18 protein-coding genes and 2 pseudogenes are annotated in these 17,674 nt (G+C 59.6%); 8 read left to right on the plus strand and 12 right to left on the minus strand.

The features are described 5' to 3' along the window. Window positions 1–26: 26 nt before the first annotated feature. From XH80_RS41185 to XH80_RS41205, 6 genes and pseudogenes are all read right to left on the minus strand, one after another. The gene (locus tag XH80_RS41185; protein WP_271603561.1) at window positions 27–563 is read right to left on the minus strand and encodes a hypothetical protein; all 537 of its coding nucleotides are present in this window, start codon (window positions 561–563) and stop codon (window positions 27–29) included. Beyond that, window positions 560–721: a hypothetical protein gene (locus XH80_RS41190; protein WP_271603562.1), complete on the minus strand. Its 162-nt coding sequence runs from the start codon at window positions 719–721 to the stop codon at window positions 560–562. Before XH80_RS41190 ends, XH80_RS41185 begins: the two co-directional genes overlap by 4 nt. Before the next feature lie 235 nt (window positions 722–956). Beyond that, window positions 957–1,068 (minus strand): annotated as a pseudogene (locus tag XH80_RS44180) (LLM class flavin-dependent oxidoreductase); the annotation flags it as partial. 14 nt (window positions 1,069–1,082) lie between these two features. Next, window positions 1,083–1,694: a pentapeptide repeat-containing protein gene (locus XH80_RS41195; protein ID WP_271603563.1), complete on the minus strand. Its 612-nt coding sequence runs from the start codon at window positions 1,692–1,694 to the stop codon at window positions 1,083–1,085. A gap of 263 nt (window positions 1,695–1,957) precedes the next feature. Next, the gene (locus tag XH80_RS41200; protein WP_271603955.1) at window positions 1,958–2,980 is read right to left on the minus strand and encodes an LLM class flavin-dependent oxidoreductase; all 1,023 of its coding nucleotides are present in this window, start codon (window positions 2,978–2,980) and stop codon (window positions 1,958–1,960) included. Window positions 2,981–3,100: 120 nt separating this feature from the next. Further along, window positions 3,101–3,316, minus strand: a complete 216-nt coding sequence (locus XH80_RS41205; RefSeq protein WP_271603564.1) for a hypothetical protein — start codon at window positions 3,314–3,316, stop codon at window positions 3,101–3,103. A 476-nt stretch (window positions 3,317–3,792) separates the two neighbouring features. Between XH80_RS41205 and XH80_RS41210 the strand changes: the two genes are divergently transcribed. Together XH80_RS41210 and XH80_RS41215 are read left to right on the plus strand one after the other, a co-directional pair. Continuing rightward, window positions 3,793–4,269, plus strand: a complete 477-nt coding sequence (locus XH80_RS41210) for a histidine phosphatase family protein (RefSeq protein ID WP_271603565.1) — start codon at window positions 3,793–3,795, stop codon at window positions 4,267–4,269. A 73-nt stretch (window positions 4,270–4,342) separates the two neighbouring features. After that, complete coding sequence (locus XH80_RS41215; RefSeq protein WP_271603566.1) at window positions 4,343–5,506, plus strand: hypothetical protein; 1,164 nt, start codon at window positions 4,343–4,345, stop codon at window positions 5,504–5,506. Window positions 5,507–5,574: 68 nt separating this feature from the next. Here the strand turns inward: XH80_RS41215 and XH80_RS41220 are convergent, their stop codons facing one another. Continuing rightward, window positions 5,575–6,930: a hypothetical protein gene (locus tag XH80_RS41220; protein ID WP_271603567.1), complete on the minus strand. Its 1,356-nt coding sequence runs from the start codon at window positions 6,928–6,930 to the stop codon at window positions 5,575–5,577. 208 nt (window positions 6,931–7,138) lie between these two features. After that, window positions 7,139–7,816 (minus strand): hypothetical protein, encoded by a 678-nt coding sequence (locus tag XH80_RS41225; protein ID WP_271603568.1) that lies wholly within the window; start codon window positions 7,814–7,816, stop codon window positions 7,139–7,141. A 258-nt stretch (window positions 7,817–8,074) separates the two neighbouring features. Here XH80_RS41225 and XH80_RS41230 point away from each other — a divergent pair, with 258 nt between their 5' ends. After that, a complete protein-coding gene (locus XH80_RS41230; protein ID WP_271603569.1) occupies window positions 8,075–9,163 on the plus strand; it encodes an FAD-dependent oxidoreductase in 1,089 nt (362 codons plus the stop codon). Between the two features lie 150 nt (window positions 9,164–9,313). Here XH80_RS41230 and XH80_RS41235 read toward each other — a convergent pair whose 3' ends face one another. From XH80_RS41235 to XH80_RS41250, 4 genes are all read right to left on the minus strand, one after another. Beyond that, on the minus strand, window positions 9,314–10,138 hold the full coding sequence (locus tag XH80_RS41235; RefSeq protein WP_271603570.1) for a class I SAM-dependent methyltransferase: 825 nt from the start codon (window positions 10,136–10,138) through the stop codon (window positions 9,314–9,316). A gap of 179 nt (window positions 10,139–10,317) precedes the next feature. Continuing rightward, a complete protein-coding gene (locus tag XH80_RS41240; protein WP_271603571.1) occupies window positions 10,318–10,836 on the minus strand; it encodes a nuclear transport factor 2 family protein in 519 nt (172 codons plus the stop codon). Window positions 10,837–10,954: 118 nt separating this feature from the next. Then, entirely contained in the window at window positions 10,955–11,947 is a 993-nt protein-coding gene (locus XH80_RS41245) for a cysteine synthase A (protein ID WP_271603572.1), read from the minus strand. A gap of 487 nt (window positions 11,948–12,434) precedes the next feature. Next, window positions 12,435–13,028 (minus strand): hypothetical protein, encoded by a 594-nt coding sequence (locus tag XH80_RS41250; RefSeq protein WP_271603573.1) that lies wholly within the window; start codon window positions 13,026–13,028, stop codon window positions 12,435–12,437. A 537-nt stretch (window positions 13,029–13,565) separates the two neighbouring features. Between XH80_RS41250 and XH80_RS44185 the strand changes: the two genes are divergently transcribed. From XH80_RS44185 to XH80_RS41275, 5 genes and pseudogenes are all read left to right on the plus strand, one after another. Next, the gene (locus XH80_RS44185) at window positions 13,566–14,039 is read left to right on the plus strand and encodes a class I SAM-dependent methyltransferase (protein WP_442869212.1); all 474 of its coding nucleotides are present in this window, start codon (window positions 13,566–13,568) and stop codon (window positions 14,037–14,039) included. Window positions 14,040–14,870: 831 nt separating this feature from the next. After that, window positions 14,871–15,125, plus strand: a pseudogene (fusA, locus tag XH80_RS41260) (elongation factor G); the annotation flags it as partial. 53 nt (window positions 15,126–15,178) lie between these two features. Next, window positions 15,179–15,739 carry a GNAT family N-acetyltransferase gene (locus tag XH80_RS41265; RefSeq protein ID WP_271603575.1) on the plus strand — a complete coding sequence of 187 codons (561 nt, stop codon included), beginning with the start codon at window positions 15,179–15,181 and terminating at the stop codon, window positions 15,737–15,739. Window positions 15,740–16,359: 620 nt separating this feature from the next. After that, the gene (locus XH80_RS41270; protein ID WP_271603576.1) at window positions 16,360–16,947 is read left to right on the plus strand and encodes a MarR family winged helix-turn-helix transcriptional regulator; all 588 of its coding nucleotides are present in this window, start codon (window positions 16,360–16,362) and stop codon (window positions 16,945–16,947) included. Between the two features lie 430 nt (window positions 16,948–17,377). After that, complete coding sequence (locus XH80_RS41275) at window positions 17,378–17,671, plus strand: hypothetical protein (RefSeq protein ID WP_057751877.1); 294 nt, start codon at window positions 17,378–17,380, stop codon at window positions 17,669–17,671. The last annotated feature ends 3 nt before the right edge of the window (window positions 17,672–17,674 follow it).

Genomic DNA, 17,674 nt, shown 5'->3' on the forward strand with positions numbered 1-17,674 from the left:
TGCTGCCGCTCCGGAAAGTCAAGGCATCAATCCTTGTCCTTCTTCATCTCGTCCTTGTGGTGGCCCTTGCCTTTTTCCATGCCCGTGTCGCTGGCATGACCCGCAGACGAGCCGGCCGCGCCGACGGTCGAGCCGCTCTTGCCACCGCCCGCGGACGAGCCGCCGGTGCCTACAGTCGATGCCGAGTTGGATCCCGAGCCGGCCGCGGAGCCACCGGTGCCGACGCTGGACGAGCTCTTGCCACCGCCCGCGGACGAGCCGCCGGTGCCGAGCGTCGAGGCCGAACCGCTGCCCGAGCCACTGCCGGCCGCAGAGCCGCCGGTGCCCACACTGGACGAACTCTGGCCGCCGCCCGCGGACGAGCCGCCGGTCCCGAGCGTCGAGGCCGAGCCCGAGCCGCTACCCGATCCCGCCGAAGAGCCGCCCGTGCCGATGGTCGAGTTGCTGGTGCCACCGCCGGCCGAAGAGCCGCCGGTGCCGACCGTCGAGCTCGATTGCGCAACGGCGAGAGCCGTGCCGGCCAACAGAGCAGCCGCAGCCGCAGAAAGTTTCCAAATCCTCATCTTTCGTCTCCTCCAGTTTCTTTCAAAGAATCGCCATGCAGGCACGGGATAAATTGGCAATCGCGCAAACGTTCCTGCGGCGCGATGTCTGCAGCTGATGTTCCGAATTTGAACTTTTGCAACGCACCGAGCGCGACGACATCATCGCGTCTATTCATCTGATGTTCATTCGCTGCCTCACGGCGTGCGAGAGCGAAACGAACTCAAGGTGCACGGCTACTTTCCGCCGGCGACGTGGAAAATCAGGGAGCCTGATATCGAAAGGCTGCTGGCGCTGCCGCTCTTTCAGCAGGAGCTGACGAGTCTCGAAGTCCGATATGCCAGGCATCCACGTTTGACGGCCTCGCTCGGGAAGATCAGGCAAGTCCTGCGCCGTGGGGCGGCGGGCTGCCCTCACCGCCGCCCGAGCGCCGGCGCCACATGCTTCAAGATCGCCTCGATCGCGTGCGCGCAGGAGTCGATCCGAGCTGTTCGGGATTGTCAGCAGCGGCGTATCCGCCTCGGCGGGCCTCGGTCCGGCTATCGGTCCCGCACCCGAACCGTGATCCCGAGGGCATCCAGCAGCCGAAACATCTGATCGTCGTTGATCTTCAAGCCGGCAAAGTCGGCAAGTCCCATCAGATTCAATCCGCTTACCTCGGCTCCCGTGAGGTCTGCGCCGGCGAGCTTCGTGCCGTCGAGAACCGCCTGGAACAAATCGCAGTCCGTCAGGTCCGCGTCTGTCAAATCCGCGCCTGACAAATCGGCTTCGCGAAGACGGCAGCCGGCAAGGTTGCAACCGGCCAGCTTCGCTTCGGAGAGGTCGACGAAGTCCATCTTGCAGGCGAGAAAATTCGCTCGCGTTGCGGTGTGCTTTCGGCTCAGGACGCGGCTGAAGTCGACCTTGTTGAACGTCGCTCCCGTCAGATTGCAATCGCGCATCTCGACGGCAAAAAGCTCCGCTCGGTCGAAGCTGGCCAGAGAGAGATCGCAGGACGCGAACGCAGCCCGTTGCAGATCGCTGAAGGCAAAGCTGCATCCTTTCGCGCCGTCACCCGCAAAGCTGCACCTCTCGAAACCGGCGCCCGGGAGTTCGGCGTGCGAAAAGCGGCACGATACGAACCGGCAGTTGTTAAAGCGCGCTTCCGCCATGACCGGGTTGGAGAACTGAACCCGCTCGAACACGCAATCAACGAACGACACACTCTCGCAATCGAGGTCCGGCCAGCTATCGTCGACCATCCGCAGCGACCGGACGGGGTTGCCGGCGCCGATCTCTCGCGCGAGCTCGTCAATCTCCATACCTATTCCCTGCGCGGTAGCAAATGACCGGCCTTATCGGTCCTGAGACGATCTTTCCGGGATCGAGCCGAGTCCGTCAACTCGCGAATCCGCGCCTCTCGGCCTGGCTGCGGTCACCGCCACCCCAGCGCCGGCGCCACATGCTTCAGGATGGCCTCGATCGCATGGGCGCAATAGTCGACGCCGAGCTGGTTCGGAATGGTCAGCAGCAGCGTATCGGCTTCCGCGATCGCCTCGTCCTGCCTGAGTTGCTCGATCAGCACCTCAGGCTCCGCCGCATAGGAGCGGCCGAAGATCGCCCTTGTCTGTGGGTCGATGAAGCCGATCTGGTCCTCGCCGCCGCGCTCGCGGCCGAAATAGGCGCGGTCACGATCATCCATCAGCGCGAAGATGCTGCGGCTGACCGAGACGCGGGGCTCTCTGGCATGACCGGCTTCTGTCCACGCGGCGCGATAGGCACGGATTTGCGCGGCTTGCTGCACGTGAAAGGCTTCGCCGGTCTCGTCGTTCTTCAGCGTCGAGCTCTGCAGGTTCATGCCGAGCTTTGCCGCCCACACCGCAGTCGCGTTCGAGCCAGCGCCCCACCAGATGCGTTCGCGCAAGCCGGCCGAATGCGGCTCGAGCCGCAACAGGCCCGGCGGGTTCGGAAACATCGGCTGCGGATTGGGCTCGGCGAAGCCTTCACCGCGGAGCAGGTCGAGAAACACCTCCGCGTGGCGTCGGCCCATGTCGGCATCGCTCTGGCCCTCCGCCGGGCGATAGCCAAAATAGCGCCAGCCGTCGATCACCTGCTCGGGCGAGCCGCGGCTGATGCCGAGCTGAAGCCGTCCGCCGGCAATGAGATCGGCGCTGCCTGCGTCCTCGACCATGTAAAGCGGGTTCTCGTAGCGCATGTCGATCACGGCCGTGCCGATCTCGATCGTGCTGGTCCTGGCGCCGACGGCGGCAAGCAGCGGGAAGGGCGAGGCCAGCTGCCGCGCGAAATGATGGACGCGGTAATAGGCGCCATTGGCGCCAAGCTGTTCGGCCGCCACCGCAAGCTCGATCGATTGCAGCAACGTGTCCGCCGCCGAGCGCGTCTGCGACTGCGGCGAGGGGGTCCAATGTCCGAAGGACAGAAATCCGATCTTTTTCATCAGCGTCATTTAATGCTGGCAGCAGCGGCGTCAACCGCCCGCGCCGGCGGCGCGGCTATGCGTTGTAGCGGGCACAAAGTGCCCGGCGCGCGTCGCGACCAGATAACACGGCAGCCACAATCAATCTCCGACCTCGGGTATTCTGGTTTCCTTCCATGGATTTTTTGCGCGCTTGAGCTTCTTTGCAGAATCTGTACCGGCTATCAGCCTTTGAAGAAGGCACTTCACCAAATCCTCGCGCTCCGATTTTTTCTTGAGCGAGTAATGCTTGATGGTGATCTCGAGGCGATCTCGCTTGGGATGGTATTCATGTTGAATGGACGGCCTTTTCGACATTGTTGACCCTCTTGGTTCGTCTAAGCATGATTCGGAAAAGTGTGAAGCGGTTTTCCCTCGCGACATCAGCGGAACGCGTTTGCGCGGAGATCATGCTCAAACAAAGAGCTAAAGCGCGATGACGGTTCAACCGAATCTCATCGCGCTTTAGTCGTCGCGCAATTCAGTTCCACCACTGCGCCCGAAGTCTCCGCGACGGGACATGAACCGATCATCCGTCATGCATGCTTGAGTGTACGATCGGCAGCCGTTCGGCACTGTGATTTAGCTTACATTAGCTCGAGCGAAGTCCTGCTACACAAGACCTGCTGAAAGAGCACCGGGGCATCGACCTTGGGCCAGGCTGTGCAGTCGTCCGCGGCCACGCAGCTGAAAAGGCAAGAGTTGAAATCACGGAACGTCAGGAATCTTCGCGTGCTACAGCGATCACGCGAGGAGGACCCGTGTTCTATTCCCCTTTCGGGAGCTTTTCTATCATGAACGCCAAGGTGATTTTGGTCATGCGGCACGCCGAAAAGTCGGACGATCCGCTTGATCCCGACCTCACTCCCGCCGGCAATGCCCGCGCGCAACGGCTGGCTCAATACATTCCAGCGACATTTGGAGCGCCGAAGTGGTTGTTTGCAACCGCTGCTTCAAAGCACAGTCGGCGTCCAATTCAGACGCTGGAGCCTCTTGCCAGGCAATGTCACCTGACAATTGATGAAACCTACGCCGATCAGGACTACGGCGCGCTGGCGCACCACCTTCGCAAGAGCGACGCCTTCGATGGCGCGCTCGTCGTAGTCTGTTGGCATCACGGAAATATCCCGCCGATGATGCATGCGCTGAAGGCATCGGCGGACGCTTATCCGGACCCTTGGAAAGGCGATGTTTTCGATCTCATTCTTCAAGTCAAGTTTGCGAAGGATCGGGAAACGCCTGAGGTCACGAAAGTGCGGGAGCCGTTCTGACGTTGCGCCTGCCGCCGGGCCGGTGAGTGAAAAGTCAGATCGACCGTCGCGGTGAACATTGCGAGAGGAAACAATGGGTCGGTTGCCGAAGCAGCGAACGGCTATTCTGGTGACAGCAGCGTTTTGTCTGGCGGCTTTGGCTGCGGCTGATGTGCCGGCTCCCTTGCGCGCCGCGCCGCCCGGTTACGAGATCCAGAGCTTTCCTGTGCTGGAAGCGCTCCAGTCGGAGGGCCGGTCGCTTTCGGCGGACAGCAAGGATTGGATGAAGAAGTGGAGGGGAATGAACCTCGAGGATAGCGCCCTCTATACATTCAAGGAGCTGTCCGGTTCGACGTCGATCAATATGAAGATCGAGAAGATCGATGCGTCGGATCCGAAAGGCTACAAGTCGCGCGGATCCTTCGTCCCACGGAATAGTTCCGCCAATCCCGACATCGAGATAGCGGCTTTCAATCTCAGTGCCATCCTTGGATACGACCAGATCTATCGACCCGCCGCGCGCTACGAGCTTGGTCCGATCGCGAGCCAGGCGTTGAAATCCCTCATCGGAAAGTACAACTTTCATGGTTCCGCGCGGTTGGCCAACAAGGCCCGAATATTGAAGGCCATAGACTCCGGGTCAGCCCTGAAGGGATGTGTCAAGGCCAAGAAGGACGACACGGGCGTCGCGTTCGACGCGATCGCCAACACCCACGCCGCGTCAAATGGCGCCCCGAACGCCGGTCACCCGATCATTCGGTTCCTGCAGGCGGCGAATGAGAAACCGACGGCAGGCAAGAGTCTGACTTTGAAAACCGGCTATGACGGCGACGAACTCGAGCTCGCGCGGGAGTATTCGGTCATCATGACGATCGACGCCATCACCCAGCAGTGGGACCGGTACAGCGGCGGCAACGTGGCGATCCGGAAAGACGATCAAGGTCGCGCTCATTTCTACATGACCGATAACGGCGGAGCCGATCTCAGCGACAGTTGGAACGCGCGGAATCTGACCTGGTTCAGCCGCTTCGATCGCGGCGTCATCCAGAAACTGGCCGATCTGAAACGATTCCTCGACACCCCCGCGACCGGCTATCTCGGCTATTCCGATCCTGAAGTGTTCGTCACCGACCTTGGTCTCTATTCCCAGAACAGCGCGGCTATCAATGTTCAACGGCTCAGAAGGAACCTGGGCCTTGTGCTGGACTATGTCCGAGCGACCGAAACCAAGTTCGGCGATAAAGCCTTCTTCGACTGAGTCTGCCATCGACAATCAAATGGCGCAGCTGATCGGATTCGCCTGCGGCTGCTGCGGCAGCGGAGCTCTCACGGCTCGCAACTCCTGACTTTGACTGTTTGGGTCGAGAAATGGGCCTGCAGATCCAGGTCGAGCTTCAAGACGCCTTTGAGGCATGCTTGATGCAGCTTGGTCGCAAGGTCCTTCAGATTCCTTCGGATGTTGGCGTAATCGTCGGCCGTAAAAACCAATTCCCGGACGAAGAAATCCTTCGTTTCAGTCGAATCGGCAACGGCGTCAAATTGCTGGAGAAGCAGGTAGGTCTCGGGATCAATGTGCGCGATACGATCGGCCAGGCCGACTCGATTTGCAATATTCTCCTTTGCGACCCCGCAGTCATTGTCTTTCAGGAGCATCTTCTTGAGCTGAACAGCTCCCAGTCTCGCAGCCTCTTCGGGCGTCAAGTCCTTGCTCGACTTCAGCTTGGCGCTGCCATCCCCTGCAAGGTCCGCTGCATCGAGGTAGTAGTAGGTCGTAAGATAGTGGATATTGCCGAAGCGATCCTGCTGGTTCATCAGCGTGTCGATCACAATCAAGTCCGCGGCATCCTTGAGCTGCACCATCTTCTGAACGTTTTCGGTGGTGAAGCTTCGTCCCACCAACGTATTGATGTCGACGTTGCGGGCCAGCATTTGCACGACCGGGTTCCTGTCGCGGAAATTCAACGCGCGGGCTACGTTGTTGGCTCCGCCGTTGAAGAACTCCTTGTAGAAGCTTTCATGCTTTGGATTTTCGCTAAGGGCGCCATACGACTGGGTGAAGTCGTCGGTCAGCAGAAAATCCCGCCTTTTGCCGTTCGCGCCTGCTGTCAATTGCGCCATCAGGCTTGCCCAGGTCTGATGAATAAGACCGTTCGAGGCGGTCTCCGCCAGTGCCGCGCGACCGAGGGCAATATGGTTTTGCAGGTCGAACGTGCGCAGAACTGCCGGAGGTACGTCAGCGATGCCACCAAGCATGCGCGACAGATGGTAGTAGCCGAGGATGGATGGCGTGTAGCTGCAGCTGGAGCTCAGCTTGTATTTGGCTATCTTGTGCGCGCCGGCAGTGTTGCAACGAGCGGCCTCAACCTGTTCGGGAGTGCCTCCTTGAGGGAGTGAATAGAAGTCAAGACCCGGATTCGTGCTGTTGAGTTTCGGACAAACAGCCGAATTCTTGTGCTCATCGATATTGCAAAGCCGAATCTCGATCTCGCTGTCCTTGTCGAAATATCTCCCACCGGCGAGATGCTTGGGAACGACGCAAATCTCGGCATGTCTGCCTGGCACCGGAATCTGCAGGGTCTGTTCGCCGCGCGCAGGGTCGACGGATAGACCGGCATGGGCGTATGCCGGAGCCAGCAGCTGCAGCGGCAGCAATAGCAGCTGAGTGAAACGCACAGGTCTCATGGCGTGTCTTCCCAGTCTGGCGTGGCACGTGGAGGAAAACCCGCGGAGCGAGGTTTCCGATCGGTTTGCAGGCGCAACGTCCATCCGCTGCGCCGACCGCGGCGACTGGCTTCAGTTCAGCGCGGAGCGCCCGCAGCGGGAATTCCTTCGCTGTCCGCGGCTCCTTTGCATGTTTGCGGTGGGCGCATGGAAAACGTTCCTGGAAGCCTCAATGATATTGCGGACAAACGCGAGCCGCGTCCTGCTCGGAGATTTGCAGCTCCGGATCGGTGAAGCGGATGAAATTCGCGACCTCGTCGTGCTCTTTTGGATAACGAATCTTGGGCGGGATCACGCTATCCCAATATTCGGCTGCTTTGCGGGAATCCCATCCCGCTGGAGCGCAAAATTGAGCGAGGGAAGCGGCCGAGATAAAACCGGACGCGTGCAGGCCATACCAGCAATGGACGTACATCGCACCCTTGCCTTGAGTGATGATCTCATGGAGCTTGGTGAACACCGTCTTCAACGCCGCGCGGTTGTCCCACTGGTGATAGTCATATTGGAGCGAATTGCCGACGCAGCTGACATTCTCGGTACCGTTCCATCCGGTTCGATACGCGTACACCGCCTGCGAGAAGCCGGCTTTGCAAAGTGCCTGAAGAGACTGATTTTGCAGCGGTCGGCGTGGACCGTCGACACCAGCGCGAGACCCTTCGGTGCCGCCGCGATAGAGGACCCCGGGCATGACGACGCGAAAGTGCGTCAGTCCTACTCCGTTTCCAACTGGAAAGAGCTTCTCTTTCTTCATATCGGCGTCGTCGGTTCCCACAGGCTGCGCAAGAGCGCTTGCTGCAACTGACAGTCCCAACAGCAGAACCGAACAAAATCCTGGGATCTTGGACATGGCGTCTCCTCACCAAAGATAGTCAGTCTTGACGTCGCGTCGGACCTTGATTCCCTCCTGAAAGCGAAAAGAGCGAGGTGGCTCCAGCGCATCCTCGGCAGTTCAGCAGATCGCGCTGGTCTCGACGTTAGAGCAGCCAGCGACCAAAGGTTGTGAACCACTTCACATGGCCGGAAAATGCGATTGAGCTAAAGTTGCAATCTCAAGTGAAGGTCGTTTGGTGCAGACCTAGGTTCATAGGTTTCGCGAGGACCGGACATGCCAGCAACGCCCAATTTGCCGACGCCCGATTTCAGCTTCGATGCCGACCAGCCCGGCGCATGTATCGCTGGCGTACGGCCGTATCGCAATGGATCCTACCGTCTCGACGCCGAGACGATCTCCAGCAAATTCTTCGTCCATAATTACGGGCATGGCGGCGCCGGCATTACGTTGAGCTGGGGCTGCGCCTCCAAGGTGCGGGATATCGTCAGGAGCCATCTGGTTGGCTCGCCCGATACGAAGGTGGCCGTCCTGGGTGCAGGGGTGATGGGCCTGACCGCCGCCACGCTGCTTGCCGATCTCGGTCTGACGGTCAGGATCTATTCGGACCGCCCGCCGCTGCAGACCACGTCATCCAAGGCCGGCGGCCAGTGGGCGGTGTCGGTGGTGGAATTCGCGGGCAAGCAACAGGAACTCACTGACATCATCAAGTTCGCATACACGACCTTCAAAGCCAGCATCGGCCAGGGCTTTGGCGTCAGCGAGCGGCCGAACTATTCGGCCACGCCGTCGCATAATCTGGATGTCGTGATCCAGCTGGCGCCCGGTCTCATCAAGCCAAGGCAATCGCTTCCAAGGGAGCCGTTCGAGGGCCATACCAAGCCTGGCTTCGTCTACCAGACCTTGTTGATCGAACCGCCGATCTTCCTTGCGAAGCTCGAAGCAGACCTGCGGGCGCGCGGCATTACGTTCGTGAACAAGAGATTCGTCGACAGGTCGGATATCATCGCGTCGGTGCCGGAAACGATCGTCGTCAATTGCACCGGGCTCGGGTCGATGATGTTGATGAGCGATCCGAAGATGGTCCCGATCAAGGGGCAGTTGGCGATGTTGCCGCCGCAGCCCGCGTTGCAATATTTGTATGGTCAGGACGGATATTTGTTCCCGCGCGCCGATCACGTCGTCATCGGCGGGACGTTCGAGGTCGGCGTGAACAATGAGACGCCAGACAAATCCGTGTGCCAGGATCTCGTTCGTCACATCGCCTCCCAATTTGGCAAGGCGTCGGCGAAGCCTCTTCCGGACATCCATATCCACAACCCGGACCACGCGCCGATCGTCAATCCGCAAATCCCGGAGGTCTGAGTAGCGAGGTCTCGTAGGGTGGGTTAGCCCTGAAGTTGCGCGGAGCGCATCTGCAGGGCGTAACCCACCAGCTTCGGCGCGCTCGCGGCGATGCAGGTTGGCGCTCCACCCCCTACGAGCTTCAGTCTATGACCCGAGCTGACTTGGCGGCTAGATCCCCAGATGATCCTTCCGCGCTCTCAACGAGAACGACAATGGAAGGCGGGGATGTGCATCTGGAAGGCGCCAACGCCGATCGGATGAAGGAACCATCATCGGCAAAGCGCGCCAGGGCAGAACTTCATGTTCATGGAACATCCTGATTGTTAGTCCGGCCTCGATCAACGCGCCAAGGATCGCGGACATCGAATGGATCCATTCGCGGGTCGATTGATGCGTCATCACGGTTGGATCACCAGTGTAGGTTCTCTCGCTTGTGAATTCGAGTGGACGATCGACGGGCGTTTGAAAATCGTAGGTCGGCTCGAGCCTGCCTTCCCGTTCCTCCATGAGCACGAAGCTCGGGTGGGCATCTGCGCAATACAGTTCTCCGCCCGGCGCAAGGACTTTCGCAATGCCACGCGCCCAAACCGTGAGGTCCGGCAGCCAGCAAATGGCTCCCCACGTGACATAGACCAGATCGAAAGGTCCCGGCGTCAGCTCAGGCGCGTCGTCCACTCGGCCCACCACGAAGTCGGCTTTGACCCCGGCCTCGTCGGCGAGCCGTCTCGCCGTGCGGATGGCTTCGGCGGAGAAGTCGAGACCGATGGCGCTCGCACCCAGCCGCACAAGGCGCAAGGTGTCGGTCCCGATGTGGCATTGAAGGTGAAGGACCTTTTTTCGAGAAATGTCTCCGAGTTCGGCGGCTTCGATAGAGTGCAACCGGTCATCATCGGATCGCACGCGATCAAGCCCGTAGAACCCCGTCGTATCCCGCGCATGAATGGCTGCACGTTCATCCCAGTTACGACGATTGATTTCGATCGGATCAGTCATGAACGGATGCTCGATTTGCCGCAGCGAGGTCTCGTAGGGTGGGTTGGCCCTGCAGATGCGCGAAGCGCATCTTCAGGGCGTAACCCACCAACGTCGTCCCGCCTACGCTGAAGCACGGTGGGTGACGCCTTCGGCTAACCTACGCGCTGCCTGCCGCATCGCCAAATCGGGTGGCCCGCTCAGGTGTCCTTCAGAAAAATGGGATCGATCTCCATTGATGGAGGGGCAGCGGCGCTCATGAATACGGGCTGGAGCGTGTGTGACTTGAACCGCCACACATTGTCTTCGTCGAGCACGCACTCATTGGTCAGATCCGCCACCATCATGGGAGGATTTGATTGACGCGTGGATGGATAAGTGAGGCCACCGTAGAAGACAATGATGCCCAGCACGGTCGCGGAGCGTTCGCGGCTCGATGCCACGTGCAGGTTGGTGATCAGGTGGCGCACGGCCTTCACACCGCTGATCCCCAGTCGATCCACGGCGCTCTCGCCGATCTGACTGGCCCGCCACTCATAAAACGCCCGGATCTGCTCACGTCCTTCGAACCGGTTGTGACCCACTATCTTCACGCCATCAGGCGTGAAGAATTCATGGGCCGTGCGCCCATCGTTGAAGTCGACGTCATGCCAATACGTCACCTCGATGCGGTGAAGGGCATGCCAGAGAAGGAGGTCGTCGTGCGGCGTCATTGGCATCTGGGCTACTCCCGAGAGTTGGCTGCGGAGAGTTGGCTGCCCCGCTGCCGGCCTGTTCGCGCGAGCGGACGCGAGACCATCTATTCTCCACCACAAATCGCGCGGCGAATTGCTCGAATTATGGCGCCTCCATCCAGCGTGGAACGGGCAAGTTTTTCTGGCGCAGGAATTCCGGGTTGAACAGCTTGGATTGATAGCGCTGTCCGCCGTCGGCGAGGATGGTCACGATGGTCTTGCCGGGACCGAGGTCCCGCGCAAGTCGCATGGCTCCGGCGATGTTGATGCCGCTCGATCCACCGAGCACCAGTCCTTCGTGCTCGATCAGGTCGAACAGAACTGGCAGCGCCTCCTCGTCCGTGATCCGGTACGCCGCATCGATTGGCGTGCCTTCAAGATTCCTGGTCACACGCACTTGTCCTATCCCTTCGGTAATGGAGTTTCCTTCGCTCGTCAGCTCGCCCTTGGTGAACCAGTTGTAGAGCGCGGCCCCCATGGGATCGCTGAGCGCAATCCTGATTGCTGGATTTCGCTCCTTGAGGGCTCGTGCGACCCCACCCAGCGTTCCGCCACTGCCGACGGCACAGGTAAAGCCGTCGATCTTTCCGCCCGTTTGTTGCCAGATCTCCGGCCCGGTCGTGCGGTAGTGGCCCTCGCGATTGGCAACGTTGTCGAACTGATTGGCCCAGAACGCACCGAGCTCTTCGGCGAGCTGGCCGGAATAGCGCGCGTAATGACCGGGATCCGAATAGGGAACGGCAGGGACCAGTCGCAGGTCTGCACCGCAGAGGCGCAGCATATCCTTTTTCTCCTGGCTCTGCGTGTCAGGCATCACGATCACGCTTCGATAGCCGCGTGCATTCGCCACGAGCGCAATGCCGATGCCGACATTGCCGGCCGTGCCTTCGACGATGACGCCGCCCGGTGCGAGCTTGCCGCTTCGCTCGGCATCATCGACCATGGCGAGCGCCGCACGATCCTTGATCGACCCACCTGGATTGAGAAATTCGGCCTTGCCGTAGATCTCGCAGCCCGTGGCCTCCGAGGCCATTCGCAGCCTGATCATTGGCGTATTGCCGATGGAGTCCAAAAATCCGGTTCGGATGTCGTTCATCGCCTGCCCACCTTCGCGCGCTCGTGCAACTTTAGGCTGGCAAGCAGACAATTCCGTTCCCTAGTTTGGGCGATATGGGCAACGACTTTGGCGTTCAAGCTACTCGATCGGCAATTCCATTCCTGCGCCGTCTTTCACTCCGCTGCCGACCCAAAGCCGCTGCGTCCGCGTGTCCAACAGGCGCGAAACGCGAGCGCTGCGCCGGATTGCGACATCGTCGACGGCCTGTCGCGCCTTGCGGGATGCATCGCAAGGTCACCCGCCGGGTCGGTGTCGGCGACCACACTCTGATCATCACCGAAGCCTGTATGCGGTCACCATGCGGTGAGGCGGGGAGCGTCCCTTACGCCGCTTTTTCCGACTGGGCGAGATTAGGCTGTGTACTCACCAAGGCTAGCCGTCTGATGTCCGCTCACCCCGAACGGCAGCGGAGAACCGGACATCTCCGGATGTCGCAGAAGGGCCAGAAGCCGACCTCGCGATTGGTTTATGGGCCTGGCACCATCATGGTCGGCTCTTCCAGCAGGGAAAAGTCGTAGCCCTCGCAGCTAACATTCGGGTTGGTGGGCGCAAACATGCCGAGCGGGTTCTCCTTGAACAACCAGGCATGCAAATCATAATGTACAAACTCCTTTGGAATGAGCGGCCAGTGTCCTTCCATCGGGCCCATGAAGGGTTGGTCGAAGAGAGAGGGGCGCTGCTTGGTATCTGCCGTCAGAGGCACCAGCCACTCGACAGCCACGAGCTTCAATTCCTTGCCCACGGGTTCGTAGATCAAAACGTTGGGCTTCATCGGATCGGGAGCGCCCTGCACTGTAACATTGGCAAAGTGCACTCCCATAGCGCCTTTGGCATACTCCATGTGGTGCGGTAGTTTCTCACCAGAATAGTGCACGCAGCCCACCGTCGACAGGTAACGGTCGCGCACGGCTGCCTTGTAGTCCTGATATTTCTCCAGCGATTTTCGCAACGTGTCGAGTTGAGCCTTGTAAGGCTCTTCGGCTGCAATTGGTCTGAGGGTTGCACCGATAAAGGCAAGACCTAGCACGGCGACAAAGGTACCACGGACAGATTTGCGCATGTTCCCTCCTGGCTTTTCATCAATGCGATGTCGGAATGAGCTGCCCTAACGAGACCGCGCCCCAGCGCCAGCAATGGCATCAGCTGAAGCCCCATAGCCGCGATCAGCGAAATCCAACCCAGGACCAGCACGCCACAAGTCCCCCTTGCAGTCCCCGAACCAATTATTGCGCCTATGAATGTGAGTACGTTTCGGCTGCTGCGAGGTTCACTTATCAACTCAAGGCGCAGCACCCGTTGCGATTTCGACCCGACTGATGTCGGCTCGGGGTCAAAGGCTGCCCTCGACAGCCAGCATGCCCTTGGTCGGGTCACCTCTCAGGAGCCGACATCGCCGCGCTCCGGACTGAGGTCAGCCAAGGGCCACGTCCGGACGCCGAGGATGCTGCCGCTCGCCGGAGCTGTTATGATGATGCGGTTTTGGGGATGGATCGTCCGGAAGAGGTAATGATCATGTCTTCAGAAGGATTGTCGAGCAGCGATGCCGAACGACTGCGTGCTTTCGAACGCCAAGGTCATGACGCTCTGGCAAGGAGTTATGTACGAATTTTTTGCAGCGGTGACCACTCTAGCTACCGAGCCGCTTCTCGACGCCGTACGTTTGCAACCGGGCGCAAATCTGCTGGATGTCGCGAGCGGGCCCGGTGCTCTTGCGGCGGAGGCGGCAAATCGCGGCGCGCGCGCCGTGGGCGTTGACTTGTCCCAACGGATGGTAGAGCTGGCACACCAACTGCATCCTGCCATAGAATATCGTGAGGCAGACGTAGAGCATCTCCCATTTCTCGATCATATGTTCGACGCGGTCGTCTGCGCCTTTGGGCTTGGACATTTTCCCCAGCCGGAACTTGCTGTCGCAGAGTGCGTCCGAACCTTAGCGCCAGGCGGACGCATTGCGTTCGCTTGGTGGGATGATCCGGCGCGCCAGCGGATCCAAGGCCTCTTCCGTGAAGCCATTGCCGGGGGGGGGGGGGGGGGGGGGGGGGGGGGGGGGGGGGGGGGGAGATCGGAGTAGCGTTACCGAAGGACGTCCCACAGGGCCACAATGTGTTTCGTTTCTCGGACTCGGACGAATTTCTTCGGTTACTAAGAGGAGCTGGGCTCACGGCGGTGGCGGTCACCGGGCATGCAGCCTCCTTTTTCGTTCCGGACACGGAAACTCTTTGGCGAGGTGGGTTAGGCAGCCTCGTTCTAACTGGCGCTGTCATCAGGCACCAAGATCAGGCAACTCAAGACTTGATCCGAACCGCGTTCGAACGTCGCGCTAAAGTCTACAAATCTGCCCATGGGCTGACGCTGCCCATCGCGTTCAAAATTGGCTCCGGCCAACGACCGACTTGAAGGGTGCTCAAGCGAAAGGTCGGCTACGGGTCAAACTGAGAAAAGCTCGACGCGAGCATTTTGCGTCCGCTTGACCAGGCGGAGCAGACCTCAAATCGGCGAGCCGCGACTTCGCCGAAGGGCCAAGGCACAAAGTCGCTGCGCTCCAGCCCGCTGCGCGGGAGCAAGAGCCGAGAGGCCGGTAGCCAGTTGAGACGATAGTGGTAGCACGGGACTTGATCCGAACCGCGTTCGAGCGCCGCGCCAAGGTCTACAAATCGGCCCATGGGCTGACGCTGCCTATCGCGTTCAAAATTGGCTCCGGCCAGCGATCGACTTGATGGGTGCTCAAGCGAAAGGTCGCCTTTGGCTCAACTGCGTCTTCAACTCTGTTCGAGCGCTGTCGGACGCAGCCAGGTTCGCGTGGAGATCAGCAGCGGGCCAAGCTAGACCTTTTGAGTTAACACCGCTAACCTTAGGTTGATCTCGAGCTTGCCCAGTTCAAGCGCGGAGCGAATTTTTGAGCGTTGAGCCGGTCATGAAGATTGAAGTGGTGACCCCGGAAGATTGCACGGGCACCGTCATCAGCGACCTGAATGCGCGGCAGGCCCGGATTCGGGGCCAGGACGTGCGCGGCAACGCAAGCGTTATCACTGCGATGGTGGCACTCGCTGATATGTTCGGCTACGCCGATAGCCTGCGCTCTTTGAGCCGAGGGCGTGCGACTTTCACGATGGGTTTCGACCACTATGCTACGCCCAAGCCATCGAACGACGCTTAGGCCATCGAATTCCGACGCCACATTTGATTGGACGCGCGACTAGCGAGAGCATGATGTTGATAACCAAAGGACGGAATTTTCCCTCACTGTCCACAAAGCGCCTGGTGCTGCGCGCCATGAAACCCAAAGATGCCACCGCCTTCGGAGCACTCCTGTCGATACCGGAAGTAACCCGTCATTCAAACTGGCCGGATAAACCCAGCAAAATTCAAAGCGAACGGTATGCAAGGTGGATGGTGAAGCTTTACGCCTCCGGCAAGGGCTGCGCGTGGATCATCGAAGACCGAAAGTCGGAATCCCTCATTGGCGCGATCCGCTTCAATAGCTTTGATAGAAAATGGAGTTCCGGCGAGATCGGGTACGAGCTGCACCCGCAATTTTGGGGAAAGGGCCTGATGTCCGAGGCGGTCTCCGCCACGGTGGCATGTGGTCACGAGATTTTTGGGCTCAACCGCATTGAGGCCTGGACGCTTCCCGGAAACTCGGCGTCAGACCGGGTCCTGGAAAAATCCGGATTTCGATACGAGGGCACCCTTCGACAGAAGGCCTGGTTCAAAGGTGCGTATCATGATTTCCGAATGTTTGGACGGATTGCGGGCGACCCACCGGATTAAATGGATCGGTTACGCGGCTCTTTTGCGGAACGGCGCCGACAACTTCTCAGGCGGAATCACGGTCGTTTGCACCTTGGAATTTGTTTCACTCGTCCGGTAGCAATTCGGACAATGGAATAGATGCGCGATGGTATCCGAGGCGACCAGCGCGGACCTCGTCCATCTCATTTCAATGTGACAGGCAGGGCAGATTGGCTGCTCCAATTGCTCCAACGCCTGTTTAAGCTTGTCCACCACGGCAACGCGCCCGTTTCTTATCCCCTTACCTCTCCAATAATTTAGAACACTCACAAATTCAACTTAGCGGTACCCGGCGGGAATCCTGATCAGGACAGCACCGCCAAGGGCCAGGGACTGAGCTCTCGATCCGTGCCGCATTGGTCCTGGTTGGTTCACAGCCGTATTACTACGGTGTTCCTCGCTGGGAACAGTAAGGCTATCGAAATTCGGCAGTTCGGGCGGAGATCGCCGCGTTCGCAGGCATGGAGTTACATGTGCCCACGCACGCCCTCCACGGCACGGTATGCCGGAAGCAACGAAGTCCCGACACTAGCTTTCCGCCACCATGTCCAGGCCGCCGCGCCCAATGCGGTCTTCCGGGCTAAGCAGTCCTGTCATCAATGAAACTGGAAATCGAAGTCGTGGAGCTGCTGGTGCAAACGGCCAACGCTTGGCTGTTTGAAGGTCAGCATTCGGGTCTCAGCGACCGCGAATGGATGGCGCTGCGTTTCCTGGGCCGTGCAAACAGGTTCTCCAGGACACCATCTGGTCTCGCCGGGTTTCTCGGGACGAACCGTAGCGGAGCATCGCAAATCGCAGCAGTTCTAGAGAGTAAGGGATTGGTGACCCGTGAGCCATCTCCGGAAGACAAGCGGTCAATAGTTTTGAGCGTTACATCTCAAGGCAAGAAATTGCTTGAGCGTGATCCGGTAAATGTCCTCCGAGATCAGATCGCGACCCTCGCTGTTGACGATCGATCCCGAATGCGTGACATGCTCCGACATGTTCTGTCTCGACATGACGTTGTGCGGGGCCGCCATCACGCCGACGTTTGCAGCGAGTGCATATTCCTGGCCGAAAGTGGATCGGGAAGTGATCGCCAGTTCAAATGCCGGTTCTTCCGGAAATCCGTTTCCTCAAAAGACACATCATTGCTGTGCAGCCATTTTGAAGGGAAAACGCCGAGCACTGTCCCCACAACCGAATAGCCCCCGGGTCGCTCTGACCGGATCTGGTTGATCCTGCTCGCCGTCATGTCGAAGGTTTCTCAGATGGTGTCGTGCGGAATGCGGCTCGGCTCATCACGCATTTGCTGATTGGATCGGCGAGCAGATTGGTGTCCAGCCGTCACGGGAGCGGGGACTTGCCGCAGGCCGCGATGATGCCATCCTACACCTGTTTTGCCCGACGCCTCAAGCGATTTTCGGTTTTGCGTAAATTTTGTGCGAGCCGACCCGCTCGGGCGCGATGACGACGCGACTCGGCCTCTTTGCGCTTCAAGCCCTTGATTTCGCTGTCGCCGGCTACTGTGCATGGGGTTGTTTTCGACTTTTCGTCGCGAGGGTGCAAATATCTGCCCGAGCCCGAAATGGTCCGGCGCTCGCGTTTTTCAATCAATCCATTTTCAGGAGACGCACCATGCAGGTTTACAACGTGGTGAAGTTCAAGGTGAAGGCCGGCGAGGAGGCCGCCTTCCTCGATGCGCACCGCGGCGGCAAGGCGAAATGGCCGGGCCTCGAACATGGCGTCATCATCAAGACCGGCGAGCAGACCTTCTGCCTGATCGGCCGATGGTCCAGCCAGGACGCGATGGTCGCGGCACGGCCGGCGATGATCAAGACGCTCGACAGTTTCAGGTCGGTGCTCGAGGACCAGGGCCAGGGGCGTGGCGTCACCGATGCCGTGTCAGGCGCGGTGGTGCTCGATCTCTAGCAG

It is taken from the genome of Bradyrhizobium sp. CCBAU 45384, assembly GCF_028128665.1.
Taxonomy (GTDB): domain Bacteria; phylum Pseudomonadota; class Alphaproteobacteria; order Rhizobiales; family Xanthobacteraceae; genus Bradyrhizobium; species Bradyrhizobium manausense.